The sequence below is a fragment of the Phenylobacterium sp. genome, from assembly GCF_041920015.1.
GTDB lineage: Bacteria > Pseudomonadota > Alphaproteobacteria > Caulobacterales > Caulobacteraceae > Phenylobacterium.
Window position 1 is genome coordinate 22,251 of record NZ_JAYRST010000011.1, and the last position, 20,238, is coordinate 42,488.

The 20,238-nt window shown below is 70.1% G+C and carries 17 protein-coding genes; 15 read left to right on the top strand and 2 right to left on the bottom strand.

The features are described from left to right. Positions 1–61 precede the first annotated feature (61 nt). The 15 genes from ACE3TL_RS04055 to ACE3TL_RS04125 all read left to right on the top strand — a co-directional run bounded on the left by ACE3TL_RS04055 (position 62) and on the right by ACE3TL_RS04125 (position 16,626). Complete coding sequence (locus ACE3TL_RS04055) at positions 62–397, top strand: PepSY domain-containing protein (protein ID WP_374577446.1); 336 nt, start codon at positions 62–64, stop codon at positions 395–397. Between the two features lie 8 nt (positions 398–405). After that, the gene (locus tag ACE3TL_RS04060) at positions 406–1,098 is read left to right on the top strand and encodes a response regulator transcription factor (RefSeq protein ID WP_374577447.1); all 693 of its coding nucleotides are present in this window, start codon (positions 406–408) and stop codon (positions 1,096–1,098) included. Between the two features lie 16 nt (positions 1,099–1,114). Next, complete coding sequence (locus ACE3TL_RS04065) at positions 1,115–2,497, top strand: sensor histidine kinase (RefSeq protein ID WP_374577473.1); 1,383 nt, start codon at positions 1,115–1,117, stop codon at positions 2,495–2,497. Between the two features lie 87 nt (positions 2,498–2,584). Next, positions 2,585–3,979, top strand: a complete 1,395-nt coding sequence (locus tag ACE3TL_RS04070) for a hypothetical protein (protein WP_374577448.1) — start codon at positions 2,585–2,587, stop codon at positions 3,977–3,979. Positions 3,980–4,039: 60 nt separating this feature from the next. Beyond that, positions 4,040–5,116 (top strand): c-type cytochrome biogenesis protein CcmI, encoded by a 1,077-nt coding sequence (gene ccmI, locus ACE3TL_RS04075; RefSeq protein ID WP_374577449.1) that lies wholly within the window; start codon positions 4,040–4,042, stop codon positions 5,114–5,116. After that, the gene (gene ccmE / locus ACE3TL_RS04080) at positions 5,113–5,610 is read left to right on the top strand and encodes a cytochrome c maturation protein CcmE (protein ID WP_374577450.1); all 498 of its coding nucleotides are present in this window, start codon (positions 5,113–5,115) and stop codon (positions 5,608–5,610) included. Before ccmI ends, ccmE begins: the two co-directional genes overlap by 4 nt. Next, positions 5,607–7,580, top strand: coding sequence for a heme lyase CcmF/NrfE family subunit (locus ACE3TL_RS04085; RefSeq protein WP_374577451.1), 1,974 nt, complete (start codon positions 5,607–5,609; stop codon positions 7,578–7,580). Before ccmE ends, ACE3TL_RS04085 begins: the two co-directional genes overlap by 4 nt. Next, a complete protein-coding gene (locus ACE3TL_RS04090) occupies positions 7,577–8,014 on the top strand; it encodes a cytochrome c-type biogenesis protein (protein WP_374577452.1) in 438 nt (145 codons plus the stop codon). The genes ACE3TL_RS04085 and ACE3TL_RS04090 overlap by 4 nt, the downstream gene beginning before the upstream one ends. A gap of 160 nt (positions 8,015–8,174) precedes the next feature. Further along, a complete protein-coding gene (locus tag ACE3TL_RS04095) occupies positions 8,175–9,767 on the top strand; it encodes a Do family serine endopeptidase (RefSeq protein ID WP_374577453.1) in 1,593 nt (530 codons plus the stop codon). A gap of 177 nt (positions 9,768–9,944) precedes the next feature. Beyond that, positions 9,945–10,616: a response regulator transcription factor gene (locus ACE3TL_RS04100; protein ID WP_374577454.1), complete on the top strand. Its 672-nt coding sequence runs from the start codon at positions 9,945–9,947 to the stop codon at positions 10,614–10,616. A gap of 9 nt (positions 10,617–10,625) precedes the next feature. After that, the gene (locus ACE3TL_RS04105; protein ID WP_374577455.1) at positions 10,626–12,038 is read left to right on the top strand and encodes an ATP-binding protein; all 1,413 of its coding nucleotides are present in this window, start codon (positions 10,626–10,628) and stop codon (positions 12,036–12,038) included. 39 nt (positions 12,039–12,077) lie between these two features. Continuing rightward, positions 12,078–14,969: a bifunctional [glutamine synthetase] adenylyltransferase/[glutamine synthetase]-adenylyl-L-tyrosine phosphorylase gene (locus tag ACE3TL_RS04110; protein WP_374577456.1), complete on the top strand. Its 2,892-nt coding sequence runs from the start codon at positions 12,078–12,080 to the stop codon at positions 14,967–14,969. 163 nt (positions 14,970–15,132) lie between these two features. Beyond that, positions 15,133–15,675 carry an RNA polymerase sigma factor gene (locus ACE3TL_RS04115; protein WP_374577457.1) on the top strand — a complete coding sequence of 181 codons (543 nt, stop codon included), beginning with the start codon at positions 15,133–15,135 and terminating at the stop codon, positions 15,673–15,675. Positions 15,676–15,679: 4 nt separating this feature from the next. Beyond that, positions 15,680–16,105 (top strand): hypothetical protein, encoded by a 426-nt coding sequence (locus tag ACE3TL_RS04120; RefSeq protein ID WP_374577458.1) that lies wholly within the window; start codon positions 15,680–15,682, stop codon positions 16,103–16,105. A 2-nt stretch (positions 16,106–16,107) separates the two neighbouring features. Beyond that, entirely contained in the window at positions 16,108–16,626 is a 519-nt protein-coding gene (locus ACE3TL_RS04125; RefSeq protein ID WP_374577459.1) for a periplasmic heavy metal sensor, read from the top strand. On the opposite strand, the gene ACE3TL_RS04130 is transcribed toward ACE3TL_RS04125, so the two are convergent. Continuing rightward, on the bottom strand, positions 16,603–18,219 hold the full coding sequence (locus ACE3TL_RS04130; protein ID WP_374577460.1) for an alpha/beta hydrolase: 1,617 nt from the start codon (positions 18,217–18,219) through the stop codon (positions 16,603–16,605). The two genes, ACE3TL_RS04125 and ACE3TL_RS04130, sit on opposite strands and share 24 nt — an antisense overlap. A gap of 6 nt (positions 18,220–18,225) precedes the next feature. Next, a complete protein-coding gene (locus tag ACE3TL_RS04135) occupies positions 18,226–20,181 on the bottom strand; it encodes a TonB-dependent receptor domain-containing protein (RefSeq protein WP_374577461.1) in 1,956 nt (651 codons plus the stop codon). Positions 20,182–20,238 lie beyond the last annotated feature (57 nt).

The window sequence follows — 20,238 nt, forward strand, 5'->3', positions numbered from 1 at the left end:
CGGGCTCCATAAACCCGCCATTCAGGCTCGGTTCAGTGATCTGGCTTTAGTGCTGGGGCCCATGAAACGTCTTCTCCTCATAGCCGCTCTGATGACGGCCGCCGTTCCGGCGGTCGGCTCGGCCCAGCGCTATCCGGACTATGGACGTCCGGCCTATGGCGGCCGGGGCGACCAGGACGCCGCGCGCGACGCCGTGCGCGGCGGCCGGCAGGTTCCGCTTTCGACGGTCATCGCCAATATCGCCGCCCGCACGCCGGGGCGTCAGCTCAACACCACCCAGGGCGAGGCCGGGGGCCGTCCGGCCTATTTCGTCCAGTGGCAGACCCATGACGGCCGGGTGATCATCTTCGTTGTCGACGCCCAGAGCGGTCAGATCATCTCGCGGCAGGGCGGGTAAGGAAATCCATGCGAATTCTACTGGTCGAGGACGATCCCGATCTGTCGCGGCAGCTCAAGGCGGCGCTGGCCGACGCCGGCTACGCCGTCGATCACGCCGGCGACGGCGAGGAAGCGCAGTTCCTGGGCGAGACCGAGCCTTATGACGCGGTCATCCTCGATCTCGGCCTGCCGAAGGTCGACGGCGTCTCGGTGCTGGAGCGCTGGCGGCGCGAGAGCGTGGCTACGCCGGTCCTCATCCTGACCGCCCGCGGCGCGTGGAGCGAGAAGGTCGCCGGTTTCGACGCCGGGGCCGACGATTATCTGACCAAACCCTTCCACACCGAGGAGTTGCTGGCGCGGCTGCGCGCCCTGTTGCGCCGCTCGGCCGGTCACGCCGCGCCCAGCCTCTCGCTCGGGGGCCTGCGGCTCGACCCGCGGGCGGCGAGGGCCAGCGTCAATGGCGAACCCCTGCGCCTGACCTCGCTGGAATATCGCCTGTTGCACTACCTGATGATGCACCAGGGCCGGGTGATCAGCCGCACCGAACTGGTCGAGCACCTGTACGACCAGGACTTCGATCGCGACTCCAACACCATCGAGGTGTTCATCGGCCGGCTGCGCAAGAAGATCGGCGCCGACCGCATCGAAACGGTCCGCGGCCTGGGCTATCGCCTGACCGCGCCGTCCGATGAGCTGGGAGGCGAGGCGCAGGGTTCGTGAGGCGGGGCTCGTGAGCATGCCGGCCCTCGGCTCGCCTTCGCTCGTCCGGCGGCTGGTGATCCTGGCGGCGGGCTGGAGCCTGGCGGTGCTGGTGGTCTGCGCCATGGTGCTGGCGCTGCTGTTCCAGCAGGCGGCGCTGCGCCGGTTCGACCAGGGCCTTTCCGAACTGATCGACAACCTGACGGCCGGGACCACCATCAGCGACAAGGGCGAGGTGGTGGCGCCGGCCCTGACCGACCTGCGCGCGCTGCGCGCCTTTTCCGGCAAGTACTGGCAGATCGCCGAACCGGCCGAAGGCGGCAAGCTGCACGTGCTGGTGCGCTCGCGCTCGCTCTGGGACAGCGAGCTGAAATCGCCGCCAGACATCGTGGGGCGCCTGGACGCCCAGCCCGGTAAGCCGATGTCCTATGACGTCGCCGGGCCGCTGAACGAGCCGCTGAGGGCGGTGGCGACCCAGGCCAAGCTGCCGGGCCGCGCCGCGCCGGTGGTGTTCATGGCGGCCGAGGACCGCAGCCCTGTCGACCGGGACGTGCGCGGCTTCATCACCGCCACGGCGATCGCCTTCGTCCTGCTGGGGGTGGGGATGATCGCGGCCGTGGTGATCCAGGTGCGCGTCGGCCTCAACCCGCTGTTCGCCCTTCGGCGCGAGGTCGCCTCGGTCCGCCGGGGCAAGACCGAACGGGTGCAGCGGCGGTATCCGAGCGAGCTGTCGCCGCTGGCCGACGAACTCAACGCGTTGATGGCGCACAATCAGGAAGTGGTGGAACGCCAGCGCACCCATGTCGGCAATCTGGCCCACGCCCTGAAGACGCCGCTGTCGGTGATGCTGACCGAGGCGCGGCAGACGGGCGGGCCGCTGGCGGAGGTGGTCGAGACCCAGGCCGAGGCGATGCGCCAGCAGGTCGACCATCACCTGCGTCGAGCGCGGGCCGCGGCGCGAACCCAAGGCTCGGGCGAGCGGACCTCGGTCGCCGAGGTGCTGGACGAGTTGTCGAGGACGCTGGAGCGGATCTTCGCCGACAAGGGCGTCGAGATCGACTGGGACGCTCCGGACGACCTCTATTTCCTCGGCGAGCGGCAGGACCTGCTGGAGCTCGCCGGCAACGCGATGGAGAACGCGGGGAAATGGTGCAAGGGCCGTGTGCGTGTGCGGGCGAGCGCCATCGAAGCGGAGCGTTTCAGGATTTCCATTGAGGACGACGGCCCCGGCCTGACGCCCGAGCAGCGCGAGACGGTGGTGCGTCGCGGGACGCGGCTGGACGAAAGCGCGCCCGGCTCGGGGCTTGGGCTTTCGATCATCGAGGAGCTGTCGCGCGCCTATGGCGGGTCGCTGCGGCTGGGCGAAGCGCGATTGGGGGGACTGTTGGTGGAGATCGACTTGCCGCGCGCTGAAGCCTGATTCCAAACAGCTTTTGGTAAAGCCTTAACTCGCCGCAGGCAGTCTTCCCCCGAGTTTGTGCGCTCCCCGCGCACGGAGCGCGGCCAGATGACGGGCTTGCCCGACGACAAGATCGAGATCGTGCGGACCCTCGTGTCCGGCGCGCCGGACGCGGTGGTCAGCGGCCTGCGCAAGGCGCTGGTCGCGGCCGACGGCGACACAGCGCTGGCCGGCGTGCGGCGGGTGGTCGAGGCCGAGGTCGCCGACCGCAACCTGCGCAACAAGGTGCTGGAGCCGGTCGCGCCCCTGTTCGCGGGCGACGGGCTGGACGCCGACCGGCTCTGCTTCCCGATGGCCGCCCTGCCTCTGCTATGGCGGGGGCTGCGCGCGATCGACCCTGAGGGGATCGCCCGCGCCGCTGCGGTCTATGCCGACTACGAACCGGGCGTCTCGACGATGCAGCCTTTCGACGAGCTGGTCGAACGCCTGCTGGAGGAGGTCGAGGCTGGAACGCAGCGCGACGTGGTCGCCGCGCTGGACCTGATCGACAAGGCCAAGCCGGGCGGCCGGGCGGCGCTGGTCTCCTGTCTCTCCATCTCGCCGGTCGTGCGCCGTGCGACGCTGAAGCTGCCCGACTGGATCGCGCGGACGACGCAGGAACGGGCGGCGGCGGCGCGGCTGGCCTATCGCGACGCCTGCCGCGGGGGCGACGACGCCGGGCCGAGATTCTTCGAGATGCTGAGCGCCCAACTGGCCCAGCGCTGGACGATCCTACGCATCGTCTCGGCGGTGATGGACCATCCGGCCGAGAGCTATCTTTCCGGTTCGGAACTGGCGATGTTCGCCACGCGTCTGATGGACGCGGTGGATGCGAACCTGCAGGCGGTGGCAACCTTCGATCTGAATGGCGGACGTGAGGCGGGACTGAAGGCCGCGGCGATCGTCGAGACCCTCACCCATCAGGTCAGCGAACTCGAAAGCGCCATCGACCTGGGGCGGGAAGGCGGCTGGGGCGGCCGCATCCACAAGCAGAAGCAGGTCCTGGCCAGCACGGTCGAGCGGCGCCTGCGCGAGCTTCCCAAGCTGTTGGCTGAGGCCTTGCCGAACCATCGCGCCCGGCTGGCGCGGGCGGCGGTGAACGAGCCGTGCCTGACCCAGCCGCCCGACAGTCGGCTGGTCGAGCGCTGTTGCGCCCTGCTGAACTTCGCCGAGGGGATACGCGCAAGCGCCAATTACGGGGGTTTCGCCTCGACGCGGGCCAAGGTCATGGAAGCGGTGGGCGAGGCTGTCGATCAGTATGTCGAGGACGTGCTGTCCCTGGTGAAGGACGGCGAGGTTCCGGACCGTGAAATCGCCGCCGGTTTCCTGCGCGTCGCCGCCGATTTCGCCGCGCTGATCCATGAGCCGCGGGCCGGCGAGATCGTGCGCCGCCGCACCGCGACCGCCTTTGGCGCGGCCAGGGAGCCGCGCGGGACCTGGGAAGATCCGGCCAGGCCGCTCTGAGCGTATGCTGCGTTGATCGGGCGTATAGAACTGCGCCCGGGTTTCGGCTAAAGCCGCGCCATGATCGCGTTCTGGGTGGTTGCGGGAGTGCTCTCGGCGCTCTGCGCCGGTCTCATCCTGTGGAGTTCGGCCCGGGCCGCCGCAGCCGGCGACGCCGATCCCACGACGGCGCTCTATCGCCGCCAACTGCGCGAAATCGACGACCTGGCCGATCGCGGCCTGATTCCCGAGAGCGAGCGGGCCGTGACCCATGCCGAGGCCGCGCGCCGGCTGCTGGCCGCGGCCGACGGAGCGCAGGCGCCCTGGATTTCCGATCCGGGCCGCCGCCGCTGGTCGCTGGTCGCGGCCGGGCTGGCGCCGCTGGTCGCCCTAGGCCTCTATTTCGCGGTCGGCTCGCCAGGCATGGGCGACCAGGGGTTCAAGACGCGCATCGCCGCCTGGCGCGCCCTCGATCCCGAGCACCTGACCGCGCCGCAGATGGCGGTGGTGCTGCAGGCGCTGATCAAGGAGCGGGGCGGCGATCCCGAGGCCTATGGCTTCCTGGCCCAGGCGCAGATGGCTTCGGACAATCCCGACGGCGCGGCGCGCGCCTTGCGCCGGGCCATAGAGCTTGCGCCCGAGCGCGCCGACCTGTGGGAGGCCCTGGGGGAAGTGCTGCTGGCCCAATCGGAGGGACGGGTGACGCCGCAGGCGCACAAGGCTTTCCAGGAGGCTGTGAAGCGCGACCCTGGGGCGGTCAGCGCCCGCTTCCACCTGGCGCGGGCCGAGGTGGAGGCTGGCGACCGCAAAGCCGGACTGGCCGCGTGGCGCAAGCTGGCGGACGACCTGCCGGCCGGCGACCGGCGCCGGGCGGCTGTGGAGCGGGCCATCGCCGCGGCGCAGAACCAGCCGGCGCCGCAACAGCTCGACGACGGTCAGATGGCGGCGGTCCAGGGCATGGTGGCGACCCTCGCCGCCCGGCTGGAGGCCGCGCCGGACGATGCGGAGGGCTGGGTGCGGCTGGTGCGCTCCTACGCCGTGCTCGGCGACGTGGCCCGTCGCGATGAGACATTGACGAAAGCCAAGGCGCGCTTCGCCGCGCAGCCCGATGTGCTGAAGGCTCTGGACCTTGCGGCCAAGACGGAGCCGATGCGATGAGCGGGTGGTTGCCCAAGTCTCCCAAGGCGCGGCGGCGCCTCTATCTGCTGGCGGCCATCGCGCCGGTGCTGGCGCTGGCGGTAGGGCTAACCCTCTGGGGCCTCTCCGACTCGATCTCGTTCTTCTACACCCCGTCCCAGGCGGCCGAGGCCAAGCCGCCGGCCGGGCGCTCCATCCAGCTTGGCGGCCTGGTGCAGCCGGGCAGCGTCAGCAAGCATCCGGACGGACGGGTCGACTTCGTGGTCGCCGACCAGCTTGCGACGATGAAGGTGCATTATTCGGGCGACCTGCCGGACCTGTTCCGCGAGGGGCAGGGGATTGTGGCCACCGGCGCCTTCCGCGAGGACGGCGAGTTCCAGGCCAAGCAGGTCCTGGCCAAGCACGATGAGCGCTACATGCCCCGGGAAGTCTCCAAGGCCCTGAAGGAACAGGGTGAATGGCGCGGTGAGGGCGCGCCGCCGCCCAGCTATCAGACCGGCGCGGCCAATCCATGATCGCAGAGATCGGCGCCTTCGCGCTCACCCTCGCCCTGGCGCTTTCCCTGGCCCAGGCGGCGCTGTCGGCGTTCGGCCGAGCTCGCCGCTCCACGGTGCTGGCCGGGGCAGGGCAGGGCGCGGCGGTGGGCGTCTTCCTGGCGCTGCTGGTGGCGTTCGCCGCCCTGATGCACGCCTTCGTCACCTCCGACTTCTCGGTGGCCAATGTCGCGGCCAACTCGCACACCGAAAAGCCGCTGCTCTATCGCGTGGCCGGGACCTGGGGCAGCCACGAAGGCTCGATGCTGCTGTGGTGCCTGGCCCTGACCGGATGCGGCGCGGCCGTCGCCGCCTTCGGCCGCGACCTGCCGGCGGGGCTCAAGGCCTTGACCGTGGCGGTGCAGGGCGCTCTGGGCGTGGTGTTCCTGGCCTACACCGTCTTCGCCTCCAACCCGTTCGCGCGGCTGGTCGAACCGCCGGTGGAGGGGCGCTCGCTCAATCCGCTGTTGCAGGACCCGGCCTTGGCCCTGCACCCGCCGGCGCTCTACCTCGGCTACGTCGGCATGTCGGTGGTGTTCTCCTTCGCAGTCGCCGCCCTGATCGAGGGGCGGGTCGACGCGGCCTGGGCCCGCTGGGTGCGGCCCTGGGCGCTGGCGGCCTGGAGCGCGCTCACCGTCGGCATCACGCTGGGCGCCTTCTGGGCCTATTACGAACTCGGCTGGGGCGGCTGGTGGTTCTGGGACCCGGTGGAGAACGCCAGTTTCATGCCCTGGCTGATCGCCGCGGCCCTGCTGCATTCGGCCATCGTCACCGAAAAGCGTGGCGCGTTGTCCGGTTGGACGGTGTTCCTGGCCTTGGCGGCCTTCACCTTCTCGATGCTGGGCGCCTTCCTGGTGCGTTCGGGCGTGCTGACCTCGGTGCACGCCTTCGCCGTCGATCCGACGCGCGGAGTGCTGTTGCTGATGATCCTCGGCGTAACGGCCGGGGCAGGCTTTGCACTCTTCGCCTGGCGCGCGCCGACCCTTAAGCGCGGCGGCCTGTTCGCTCCGGTCAGCCGCGAGAGCGCGCTGGTGCTGAACAACATCCTGTTGGCGGCCGCCACCGCCACGGTCCTGCTGGGGACGCTCTATCCGCTCATGCGCGAGGCGGCGACGGGCGAGGCGATCTCGGTCGGCCCGCCGTTCTTCAACCTGACCTTCACGCCGCTGATGGCCGCCCTGGCGATCCTGTTGCCGGCTGGCCCGCTGCTGGCCTGGAAGCGCGCCGACCTGCCGGGCGTGGCTCAGCGGCTCTGGTGGGCGGCGCTGATCGCGCTCGCCTGCGGCCTGGCCGCCTACGCCCTCATCAGCCCGCGCAAGGCGTTCTCGGCGGCCGGCGTGGCGATGGGCGCGTGGCTGATCCTCGGAGCACTGGTGGAACTGGGCGAGCGCACCCGCGCCTTCCGCGCCTCGGCGGGCGAGTCCTGGCGGCGGCTGGTCGGCCTGCCGCGCGGCGCCTGGGGCATGACCCTGGCCCATCTGGGCCTGGGCGTCTTCGTGCTGGGCGCCTGTTTCGAGACCGGCTGGAAGCTGGAGGCGGCCGAGACCCTGCCCGTGGGCGGTCGGCTGTTGCTGGGCGAATACAGCCTGGTCCTCGACGACATCCGCGGGGTCGAGGGACCGAACTACGAGGCCGAGCGCGGCCAGCTTCGCGCCTTCAAGGGCGAACGCCAGATCTGCGCGCCGACGCCCGAGCGCCGCTTCTATCCGGCCGGCGGCCAGACCACCTCCGAGGTCGCCATCTGCACCCTGGGGATCGACCATCTCTACGTCGTCCTCGGCGAGCGGCGCGAAGCGGCGGGCCAGCCGGTCTGGCTGGTCCGGGCCTATTGGAACCCCTGGGCGTTGCTGATCTTCGTCGGCCCCGGGATCATGGCGCTGGGCGGGGTCGTCTCGCTCAGCGACCGACGCCTGCGCCTGGCCGCCGGCCGCAAGCGGGAAGCGATCGCATGAAGCGCCTGCTGGCCATCGCCGCGGCGGTGCTCTGCATCGCCGCCGCCTCCGATCCGGCCGAGCGCCTGACCGACCCCGCGCAGGAGGCGCGGGCCCGCGTGCTGTTCCGCGAGGTGCGCTGCCTGGTCTGCCAGAACGAGTCGATCGACGATTCCAGCGCCGAACTGGCCTCGGACCTGCGCCGCCTGGTCCGCGAGGAGATCAAGGCCGGCAAGAGCGACAATCAGATCCGAGCCCATCTCACCGACCGCTATGGCGAGTTCGTACTGCTGAAGCCGGCCTTCTCCTGGAGCAACGCCGTCCTCTGGGGCGCGCCGGTGCTGGTCGTGGTGGCGGGGCTGGCCTTGCTGATCGCGAACTTCCGCAACCGCCCGGCCGACGAGGCGCTTTCCCCCGACGAGGAGGCGGCCGTCAGACGTCTGTCCGAGGATTGAGCGGCATGACAAGATTGCGCCAAAGATTGAGCGCTAAGACGTAGCCAGCGTGACTTAAACGTAACTTGAGAGACGTTGCGCTATCGGGCATCGCACCTAGCTTGTCGGGGGCGTGTCCGTGTTATGTGACCGCGGACGCCCACAGGGAAATTGAAGGCATATGACCTCGAAGAAGACCGGTTACCTCCTCGGCGCCTTGGCCGGCGTCGGCGTCGCTACGGCGGCCTTGGCGGGCGCCAACATGGCCGATCAGCCGCGCGCAGAGCAGACCAGCCAGCGCGGCCTGCTGATGAAGACCTCGATGTCGCCGATCTTCGCGCCGCCGCCGGGCGCGCCGCTGTCGTTCGCCGACATCTTCGAGAAGGTCTCGCCGGCCGTCGTCTCCATCAACGTCACCTCGGACGTGGATCCCTCGGCCCTGCGCCGCGTGCCGGGCTTCGAGAACTTCCCCTTCGGGATCGTGCCGCGCCAGGGACCGGGCGGCGGCGACGGCGAGGACGATGAGGGCCAAGGCGGGCAGAGCGGACCGCCGAGCCGCGGACCGCGCCTGCCCAGCCAGCAATCCTCGGGCTCGGGCTTCTTCATCTCGGCCGACGGCTACATCGTCACCAACAACCACGTCGTCGAGAACGCCAAGGAGATCAAGGTCGTGCTCAAGGACGAGCGCGAACTCGACGCGGTCGTGGTGGGGCGCGACGAGGGCACCGACCTGGCCGTGCTCAAGGTCAAGGGGAGCGGCTTTCCCTATGTGAACTTCGAGAACGCCGGCAAGCCGCGGGTAGGCGACTGGGTCATCACGGTCGGCAACCCGTTCGGCCTGGGCGGTACGGCGACCGCCGGCATCATTTCGGCCTATGGCCGCGACATCGGCGAGACCTTCGTCGACTACATCCAGATCGACGCGCCGATCAACCGCGGCAACTCCGGCGGTCCGACCTTCGACGTCTATGGCCGGGTGATCGGGGTGAACACCGCGATCTTCTCGCCGTCCGGCGGCTCGGTGGGCATCGGCTTCGCCATCCCGGCCGATGTGGCCGATGGGATCACCAAGCAGCTCATCTCGGGCGGCAAGGTGACGCGCGGCTATATCGGCGCCTCGATCCAGAATTTCACCGCCGAGATGGCAGAGTCCCAGGGGCTGGGCGCCCAGCGCGGCGCCATCGTCGCCAATGTCACGCCGGGCGGACCGTCCGAGCGCGCCGGCCTGCAGTCGGGCGACGTGGTGATCGCGGTCAACGGCGTCAACGTGAAGACCTCTTCGGAACTGACCCGCGAGGTGGCCAAGGCCAAGGCCGGCGACATGCTGCGGCTCGAGGTCCTGCGCGCTGGCAAGCGTCGGACCGTCGATGTGCGTTCGGGCGTGCGCCCGACCGAGAAGGAACTGGCGGCCAACGACAACGGCCAGGGCGGCCCCAGCCGCGGCGGCGGTGAGACGCCCGGCGCCCAGGCTCAGCGGCCGGTCGTCCTCGGCCTGGCGCTCGCTCCGCTGGACGAGGCCGCGCGCCGCCGCCTGAACCTCGAGGCGGGCTTCCGCGGCGTGCTGATCACCAGCGTCGATCAATCGTCCGACGCGGCCCTGCGCGGCCTGCGCCGCGACGACGTCCTCGTCCAGGCGAACGGCGAGCCGGTGACCACGGCGGCCGAGTTCTCCGCGGCGGTGGCCGCGGCCAAGAAGGCCGGCCGCCAGAGCATCCTGGTGGGCGTGCATCGCAGCGGCCGCACGTCCTTCCTGCCGCTCAAGATTTCCGGCTAGAGCGCGTTAGGGCGAAGTGTGGGCGGTTCGCCCGCCCGAACGCGCTCTACAGGCTTGATTTAGAGCCCTTTTCAACGGGCTTGGTGATTCCACCAAACCCTAAAGGGCTCTAGGGTTGGTTCGCGTGGCGGCGAGGGCGTCCTCGCCGCCCGCCACGTTTCGGCTTTGGGGGCGGCGATGCGGATTCTGATTGTCGAAGACGACCTGGAAGCGGCCGAGGTTATGGACCGCGGCCTGACCGAGGCCGGCCATGAATGCGTCCGCACCGCCGATGGCGAGGAAGGCCTCAAGGCCGCGCACGCCGGCGAATTCGACGTGATGATCGTCGACCGGATGATGCCGCGCATGGACGGCGTCACCATGGTCCAGGCGTTGCGCCGCGAGGCCGACCAGACCCCGGTGCTGTTCCTCTCCGCGCTCGGCGAGATCAACGACCGCGTGGATGGGCTGAAGGCTGGCGGCGACGATTATCTGGTCAAGCCCTACGCCTTCGCCGAACTGATCGCGCGGGTCGAGGCGCTGAGCCGCCGGCGCGAGACCGGCTCGGTCCAGACCCTGCTGCGGGTCGGCGAACTGGAGATGGACCTGATCGGCCGGACCGTTCACCGCCAGGGCAAGGAGATCGACCTCCAGCCGCGCGAGTTCCAGCTTCTGGAATTCATGATGCGTCATGCCGGCCAGTCGGTGACGCGGACCATGCTGCTGGAGAAGGTCTGGGAATACCACTTCGACCCGCAGACCAACGTCATCGACGTGCACATCTCGCGCCTGCGCTCGAAGATCGACAAGGGCTTCGACCGTCCGATGCTGCAGACCGTGCGCGGCGCGGGCTATCGCCTGGACCCCTAGGCGCGCGCCATGCGTTTGCCGCGGCTTTTCCGCACCACGCCGTTCCGGCTGACGCTGTTGTTCCTGGCGCTATTTGCGGCGGCGGCCAGCGCCTTCCTGGCCTACATCTATCTGGCCACCGCGGGCGAGGCGCAGCGGCGCACCGACCAGAACATCATCCGCGAGATGCGCTCCCTGGTCGCGGCCTATGACCGCGCCGGGGTCGATGCGGTGAACCAGTCGCTGATCGAACGCGCCGCCAGCGAGCGGCCGTTCCTCTATCTGCTGATGAAGCCGGACGGGACGCGCATTTCAGGTTCCATCGCCGAATCGCCCATCGACAGCACGCCGGGCGCGCCGTCCCGGGCCAGCTTCTCGGTCACCGACTACGACGACGAAGGGCGGCTGGTGAAGCATCCGGCGCGCGGGGTGCAGGAGCATCTGAGCGGCGGGGAGATTCTCTTCGTCGGCGCCGACATCAGCGAAGACCAGGCCTATGTCGTGAAGATCGTCCGCGCGCTCTGGGGCGCCGGCGCGCTGGTCATCGTGCTGGGCCTGGCCGGCGGGTTGCTGGTCAGCCGCAACGTCTCGCGCAGCATGGGCGCGCTGAACGACGTGGTCGCCGCCGTGCGCAACGGCGACTTCGACGCCCGCGCCAGCGTGCGCGGCGCCCGCGACGAGTTCGACGAACTGTCGGAGGGCATCAACGACATGCTCGACCGGCTCCAGCGCTCCATGGCCGGCCACCGCCATGCGGGAGACGCCATCGCCCACGACCTGCGCTCGCCCCTCACGCGCCTGCGCGCGCGGCTGGAGAGCGCCTATCTCGACGTCGAGGCCGGCAAGGGCGATGCGCAGGAGGCGCTGGCCCAGGCCCTGGAGGACACCGACGGCGTCTTGAAGACCTTTTCGGCGGTGTTGGCCATCGCCCGGCTGCAGGCCGCGGGCCAGGCGCCCGACCAGGTGGTGTTCGACCCGGCCGAGCTGGCCGCCGATCTCGCCGACCTCTACGAGCCGACCTGCGAGGACAAGGGGCTGGAGTTCGGCGCCGAACTGACCAGAGACCTGCAGGTGCGCGGCAATCGCGAATTCCTGGCCCAGGCGCTGGCCAACCTGCTCGACAACGCCATCAAGTACACGCCGTCCGGCGGGGCGATCATGCTGCGGGTGCGCCGCAGATCTTCGGGCGAGATCGAGTTCTCGGTCACCGACACCGGCCCGGGCGTGCCAGACGAGGACCGCGCGCGCGTGGTGGAGCGTTTCGTGCGCCTGGAGAACAGCCGCAGCGAGCCGGGCTCGGGCCTCGGTCTTTCCCTGGTCGCCGCCGTGGCCGAGGCGCACGGCGGGAGGCTCGAACTCTCCGAAGGCCCCGGCAAGGTCGGGGAGATGGGGCCTGGCCTGCGGGTGGCGCTGATCCTGCCGCGGGCGCCGAGCGCGGCCTGAGCGACTGGAGAAATGCCCGCCGGCCGCTAATGTCGTGGCATGACTCAGCTCAAGGACGTCATGCGCCCCTGCGGCCCCATCGCCGACCCGAAGGCGGCCGATCGCGCCCGCAACTTCCTGTCCGACGCCGCCGCCCGGGACGGGTGGACGCCGCTGCTGGACGCGGCCTGGCCGGTCCTGGCTCCGATCTTCGGCGCATCGCCCTATCTGACCAGCTTGGCGCGGCGGTCGCCGGCGCGTTTGCAGGCTCTGCTGGAGGCCGATCCGGACGCGCGCTTCGCCGACCTGTTGGCGCGCACCGCCGAGCAGGCCGGCCTGGACTGGGACGCAGCCAAGGCGGGCCTGCGCAAGCTGAAGGCCGAGGCGCACCTGCTGATCGCCCTGGCCGACCTGGGCGGGGTCTGGGACCTCGATGCGGTGACCGGCGCGCTGACCCGGTTCGCCGATGCGGCCCTGGCCTCGGCGTTGCAGGTCGCGGCGCGCGGCGAGCTCGAGGCCGGGCGGCTGACCCGCCTGGGCGAGGGGGAGGGTGGGCCTGTCCGGGGCTGGTTCTGCATCGCCATGGGCAAGCACGGCGCCTACGAGCTCAATTATTCCAGCGACATCGACATTTCGGTCTTCTACGAGCCCGACCTTTTGCCGCTCGCCGAGGGCGTGGAGACCCAGGCCTTCGCGGTGCGCCTGACCCATCGGCTGGCGGACATGATGCAGGACAAGACCGCCGACGGTTATGTCTTCCGCGTCGACCTGCGCCTGCGCCCCGATCCATCCTCGACACCGCCGGCCATCCCGGCGCCTGCGGCCTTCGACTATTACGAGAGCGTCGGCCAGAACTGGGAGCGGGCGGCCTTCATCAAGGCGCGGGCGGCGGCTGGCGATATCGCCTGCGGCCGGGCCTTTCTGGCGGAACTTGCACCGTTCATCTGGCGCAAGAACCTCGATTTCGCATCCATCGCCGACATCCATTCGATCAAGCGCCAGATACATGTCCACAAGGTCGACGAGCGCCTGACCGCCAAGGGCGTGGACCTGAAGCTGGGCCGGGGCGGCATCCGCGAGATCGAGTTCTACGTCCAGACCCAGCAACTGATCCTGGGCGGACGCCATCCCGAACTGCGCTCGCCGCGCACGATCGACGCGCTGCGGGCGCTGGAGGCCGCCGGCCACGTCGCGCCGCAGACCGCCGACGAACTGGCCGAGGCCTATGGCCAGCTTCGGGCGGCTGAGCATCGGGTGCAGATGCTGGCCGACGAGCAAACCCACAAGCTCTCCGAGTCCGATGGCGAGCGGAAGCGTGTGGCGGCCTTGAGCGGATATGACCGGGTCCGTAGTTTCGACGCCGCCATCGAGCGCATTCTGAGGACCGTAAACCGCCGCTATGGCGAGCTGTTCCCCGACGAGGAGCAATTGTCGTCGAAGTTCGGCAGCCTGATCTTCACCGGCGTCGAGGACGACCCCGAGACCCTGGCGACCTTGGCGCGCATGGGCTTTTCGCATCCGGCGAGCGTGTCCCAGACCATCCGCAACTGGCACCACGGCCATATCCAGGCCACCCGCACCGAGCGCGGGCGCGAGCTCTTCACGCGCTTGGCGCCGCGGCTGCTGGAGGCGGCCCAGGCGACGGGGGCGCCGGATACGGCGTTCAAGCGCTTCGAGGCGTTCTTCTCCAAGCTGTCCTCGGGGGTGCAGCTTCAGTCGCTGTTCCTGGCCCAGCCCAAGCTGTTCGAGCTGACGGTGCAGGTCATGGCCTTCGCCCCGCGCCTGGCCAACACGCTTGCCCGGCGGCCGGCGGCGCTGGACGCCATGCTGGACGGCGCGTTCTTCGCCGATATCGACCGTGGCGAGGACCGCGAGGTGATGGCCGTGGCGGTCAGCCGGGCCGAGGGCTTCGAGGAGGTCATGGACGCGGTGCGCCGCGTGCATCGCGAGCAGGCCTTCCGTGTAGGGGTGCAGGTGATGAGCGGGGCCGCGAGCGCCGAGGTCGCCGGCCGCGCCTTCGCCGACCTCGCCGACATCTGCATGGAGGTGCTGGCGCCCGCCGCCCTGGCCGAGGCCGAGCGGATCGGCGGCGCCTTCCAGGGCGATGTGGCGGTCATCGCCCTGGGCAAGTGCGGGTCGCGCGAGATGAGCGCGGGGTCCGACCTCGACCTGATGACGCTCTACCGGCCGGGCGACCCGGCGGCCGTCTCCTCCATCAAGGAGTGGAGCGCCGATGTGTTCTACGGCCGCTTCACCCAGCGGCTGATCGCGGCGCTGTCGACGCCAACCGCCGAGGGCGAGCTCTATGAAGTCGACATGCAGTTGCGCCCCTCGGGCACCAAGGGGCCGGTGGCGGTGAGCTTTCCGGCCTTCGAGGACTATTATTCGGGCGAGGCCGAGACCTGGGAACTGCTGGCCCTGACCCGGGCGCGAGTGGTCTGGGCCTCCAGCCCGGCCTTCGCCGCCGACGCCGTCGCGGCCATCGAGGCGGCGCTGCGCCGGCCGCGCGACCGGGCGCGCACCGCCGCCGACGTGCGCGAGATGCGCCAGTTGCTGGAGCAGGAGCGGCCGCCGAAGGGCGCATGGGACCTGAAACTGTCGCCCGGCGGCCTGGTGGACATCGAGTTCGCCGCGCAGTTCCTTCAACTCGCCGACGCCGCGGAGGGAGGGCCGCTGCGCGCGAACACCGCCGAGGCCCTGGCCGCCTTCGAGGGCCGCGCGCCCGCCGAACCGCTGGCGGCGCTACGCAAGGCCTGGACCCTGCAGCAGAACCTCACCCAGCTTCTGAAGGTGGCGCTCGGCGATCAGGGCGATCCGGAGGAGGAGCCCAAGGCGTTCCGGGCCCTGCTGGCGCGGGCCGGCGGCGTCAGGGATTTCCGCACGCTGCGCACCCGGTTGGAGACGGCGCGGCAGGCGGCCCGCGCGGCCTATCTGAAGATTGTCGACGCCTGAGCGACGGAAATCCGCGCCGCCCGCGTTTGAGGATCAGGCAAGGCGTTAGAGGACGCGTCATGGTGCAGACTGTTCCGACCGGTGCGACCGCCTTGCGCCGGATGAGAGGCCGTGGCGAAGCTTGAACGACATAGGCGGCTTGCGCCTGCAGGCGAGGTGAGACTTGGGCGATCCGGACGAGGCGTTGCTGGCGCGCGTCGCCGAGGGCGACCCTGCAGCCGTGCGTGCGCTGGTGGCCCGCAAGTTGCCTCGGCTGCTGTCGCTGGCGGGGCGGATGCTGGGCGATGCGGCCGAGGCCGAGGACGTGGCGCAGGAGACCTTCGTGCGCGCCTGGAAGCAGGCGCGGGCATGGCGGCCGGGCGCGGCCAAATTCGACACCTGGATGCATCGGGTGGCGCTCAATCTCTGCTACGACCGCCTGCGCCGCCGTCGGGAAGCGCCGACCGACACCCCGCCCGAGGTGGTGGACGACGGTCCGGCGCCCGACCGGGGATTGCAGGCGATGGAGACCGGCGAGCGGGTGGCGGCGGCCATGGGCGCTCTGCCCGACCGGCAGCGGGAGGCGATCGTCCTCTGTCACTATCAGGAGCTCTCCAATATCGAGGCGGCGGCCCTGATGGGGATCAGCGTCGAGGCGTTGGAAAGCCTGCTGTCGCGCGGGCGGCGCGCCTTGCGCATGGCTCTGGCGGACATGGTGGGAGACTAGGCTGATGACGCGGGATGGGTTCGAGGCGCTGGCCGAAGCCTATGGCGGCGACATGGCGCGCTGGCCGCAGGATCATTGGGACGAGGCGGCGCTGTTCGCGGCGCAACAGCCGGACCTGGCCGCTAGCGTCCTGGCCGCCGCCGCGCGGCTGGACGAGGCCCTGGACGCCTGGCGTCCGCTCGCCGTGTCGCACGGCCTGCGCGAGGCGGTCGTAGCGGCGGCCCCTGCGCCGCGAGCCCAGCGCGGCCTGACCGGCTGGATCTGGCGCGCGGGCGCCGGGGCGGGCCTGGCGGCGGCCTGCGCGGCGGGGCTGGTGGTCGGGGTGATGTTGTCGGAGGCGGTGGCCCCGGTCTCGGCCGACGAAACCGTCAGCGCGTCTCTCGCCAACTACGACGACCTGACGGGACTGGTGAACGGAGAGGGAGCCTGACCTTGAGCCGCAAGACCCTGGCCATTGCGCTGTTCGCATCGCTGGCGCTCAACCTCTTCCTGGTGGGAGCCGTCGCCGGCGGACTGGTGGTGGGCCATCGCGTCCGCGGGGGCGAACATTCCACCGGCATGCGCGCTCCGCCTCCGGTGTGGCGGGCGGGCGAGGTCTTGTCCGAGGACCAGGCACAGGCCTATCGCGCCGCGCTGCGCGGGGAGGGGCGTGCGGCTCGCGAGGCCATGCGCGCGGCCCGCACGGCGCGTCTCGACGCCTGGCGCAGCCTTGAAGCCCAGCCGTTTGACCCGCAGGTCGCCAAGGCGCGCCTGGCCGAGATCCGTGGGCAGGAGGCCGACGCACGAGGCCAGATCGAGAACCGGATCGTCGATTTCGCCGCTGGCCTTTCGCCGGCCGACCGCTCGGCCCTGGCCAAGGGACTGACCGCTCAGCGCCGCGAGGATCGGGGACCGCCGCGGCGGGACGGCGCCCCGGGGCCGGACCGGTCAGGGAGAGACGACGGTCTTTGACCCGATCAAGGCGATCAGCCCGCGGGGGAAGGTCTCCTGCCAGGCCAGATCGTCATGACCGCCTGCGAACTCTTCGTGGACGACGTTGTAGCCCTTGGCCCTCAGCACGTCGCGCAGGGTGCGCGTACTGTCCCGAATGCCCGAGCCAGCCTCCAGGACGCCGGCGTTCAGATAGAAGCGGAGCGGCGCGCGCTCGCGTGCGGCGAAGGCGCGGGCAACCCAGTTGGGTTCGGAGTCCGATCCGGCTGGACCCTCGCCCCCGCCCGGCGCCCACCAGAAGGAGCCGGATTGGCTGAGCACGGCGCCCACCGCGTCCGGCCGGTGCAGCGCCGCACAGGCGGCGGCCAGACCGCCATAGCTGGCGCCGGCGGCGATCACCTGGGCGGCTTCCCGCGTTACCGGAAGGCGGGAGCGGACGGCGGGGATCAGTTCGTCGGCGAGGAAGTCGGAGAACTTCGGATTGCAGGCGAGGTGGGACGCGCGGGTCTCGGCGCTGGGATTGGCGACGAAGACGGCCGCCACCGGAGGGATCGCCCCCTGCGCGATCATGTTGTCGAGGATGGTTGTCGCCTCGATCCGCTCCAGATAGCGGTCTGCATCGAAGACGATGAGCAGCGGCAGTGGTGCGGCGGAAGGCGGCCCCGGCGGCCGATAGAGGACCGCCGAATACCGTTGCGCCAGGGCCGCGCTGGTGAGATCGAAGGGCTGGGTCGCGCCACGCGGCGCATCAGGGCGGGGTTCGGCGAACCGCAGGGGCGGCGCGCCCTCCAGTTCCACAACCGAATACCGGTCGAACCGGCCGAGCGCCGGATCGGCCGGCCAAAGCTTGCGATTGAGCGGATCGGTCTGGCTGACCGCCACCAGCGCGTCGCGCCGCTCGGAGCGGGGCGCATCGGCGCCGATCGGCGCGTCGGGCGCCAGTTGGTAGGTGAGCCGCGTTCCAGGCGGCACGAGCACCGTGCGATACCAGACATCGCTGCCCGCCAGATGCTCGAACGCATTGTCGTCCATGCGCGGCGCCCAGACCGGCCAGTTCAGATGGACGCTCCGCGTGTCCGGCGTTCCGCGCCACAGGAAGGTGACGCGGACCTGACCGCCCTCGGTCGGCTCGGCCAGATAGCCGCCGCCATCGACGACCTCTCGCCAGAACGCCTGGGTTCCGCCGCCGCGTTGCAGGTCCGCCTGCAGGGTGCGCAGCCGGGCGCTGGGCAGGGGCGCCGGTCCCGCGCGGTCGCCCGCCCGCGGCTGATCGGCGCGGTGGACAATGCTCGTGGCCGTGATCGTGCCTTTCGCGGCGCGCGCCTTCCATCCTAGGCGATAGGGCCCCGGGCGCTCGGCGACGAAGGAGAAGCCGACCCCGCGATCCGATCCCCGGAAGGTGCGGATCGTCTCGTCCGCGGGGCCGAGCAGAACCAGGTCGGAGGCGTCCGGGGCAGCTTCGGCGCGGCCCCGGACATAGTCTCCCGCCTGCAGGTCGAGCCGAAGCTCTCGGTCGGCCTGCCGGGCCGACGCAAGAGGCTTCGGCGCCGGCTGCGCCTCGAGAGGTCCCGCAGCGGCCCAGGCGCATGTCGCCAGAAGAAGGAGGCGCAGCATGGCGGGCTAGAAGCGGTGCGTGAGCGAGAGGAAGAAGCGCCGACCGTCTTCGTTGTATTCGGTCGAGGTCGTCCGTTCGATGCGCTTGTCGGCCAGGTTCAGCACGCCGGCCCGCACCGTCAGCCGTTCATTGACGTCGTAGCGGCCGCCGATATCGACCAGGGTGTAGGCCTCCTGGATCTCGTTGAAAGCCGGGTTCGCATAGGCGGCGATGTACTGGCGGCCGATGTAGTTGGCCGAGGCGTAGAGCGACAGGTTCTCCATGGCGCGCCAATCCAGCGTCAGGTTCGCCGAATGCTTTGGCTGGTAGATGAGCGGAATCGGGTTGGCCGAGGAGCGGTCCTCCGACTTCAGATAGGTGTAGTTCGCGCGGATGCTGAGCGTTTCGGTGATGTCGCCGGCAATGCTGGTTTCGACCCCCTTGCTGCGCACCTTGGCGATGTTCTCGTAGCGGAAGACCGGCCGCCCATCGGCCAGGTAGCCGACGAAGTTGGGATAGTTGGGCGCCAGCACCGGATCGCGGGTGCGGTTGCTGATCGAGATCATGTCCTTCAGCTCGTTCTGGAAGGCCGTGATCCCGCCGCTCCAGCGGTCGAAGTCGAAGCGGACGCCGCCTTCGAAGCTTTCGGCGGTTTCGGGCTTCAGTTCGGTCGAGCCGACGATGAAGCAGCCGGTGGTGGCGCTGCCGCAGGAGACCGAGCCCCAGTTGGGGCTGTTTTGCAGAAGGGTCGGCGCGCGGAAGGCGCGAGACCAGCCGCCCCGCAGCGAGATGTTGGGCGTCAGGTGATAGACGAGGTAGGCGCGGGGGCTGTGATGGCCGCCGAAGTTCTCGTGGTGGTCGTAGCGGTCGCCCACCGTCAGGCGCAGATCGTCGGTGATGCGCCATTCGTTCTCGGCGAACAGGGCCCATTGCTTGACGCTGGCCTCGGTGTCCTTCCCGGCGGTGGGCGAGCCGGGCCAGCCGGCCAGGAGCTTCGGATCGTCCAGGTCCTGCCAGCGGTGTTCGGCCCCGACGGTCAGGCTGTTGTCGCCGAGCGGCGCGGTGAAGCGGGCGTCCAGGGCGTAGTTCCTGGCGGTGTTCGGATTGATCTCGCCGGTGGTGTTGCCGGTCAGGTTCTCGACCCGGTCGCCGTAGAAGCGCAGGCGGCTCTCGCCGAAGTCCCATTCGCGCTTGTGCGTCAGGGCGAAGTCCTGGCGCTTCATGATGAAGTGGTCGTGGTTCGAGCGGCTGAAGCCATATTGCGCCGTGACGTCCGTGGCGTCGTCCGGCGTCCATTGCAGCGTGCCGTTGATAAAGGTTTCCTGCTGGAGCGGCATGCCGGCCAGGCCGGACGAATTGATCCCCTTGTCCGGGTCCCTGCGGTCGTATCCGCCCCAGACCTTCAGGCCCAGCGTGTCGACGACCAGCGGGCCGCTCACATAGAAACCGCCTTTGTAGGAATCTCCGGCCTGGCTGTGCTCCTGGGCGGTGTAGTCGGCGCTCACCGATCCGGTCCAGGTCTTGCCGACCGGCTTGGTGATGATGTTCACCGCTCCGCCGATGGCGTCGGAGCCGTAGAGGGACGACATCGGTCCGCGCACGACCTCCACGCGCTCGATGGCTTCGATCGGCGCCCAGCCGGCGTCGTAGTCGTTGCCGCGGAACATGTTGTTCGTCGAACTCACCCGCTTTCCGTCGATCATCAGCAGGGTGTAGGCGCTGCTGAGGCCGCGAAGCTGGATGGTCCGCTGATTGCCTGCCCGCGACAGGGTGACGCCTTCGACTCGCCCGAGGGCGTCGACGATGTCCTGGATGGGCCGTTGCTGCAGGTCTTCGGCGGAAACCACCGAGACGCTGGCCGGGGCGTCCTGGATGCGCTGTGCGATCGAGGAGGCCGTCACCACGACGCTTTCGACTTCGGTTGGTCCGGCGTCCTCGGCCTGTGCGCCGGTTGCAGCCATCGCCGCCAAGGCCAGCGTCATGGCGCTGCTCAGCGCGAGGTGAACTTTTAGCATAACCCATCCCCATTCATGTGAAGT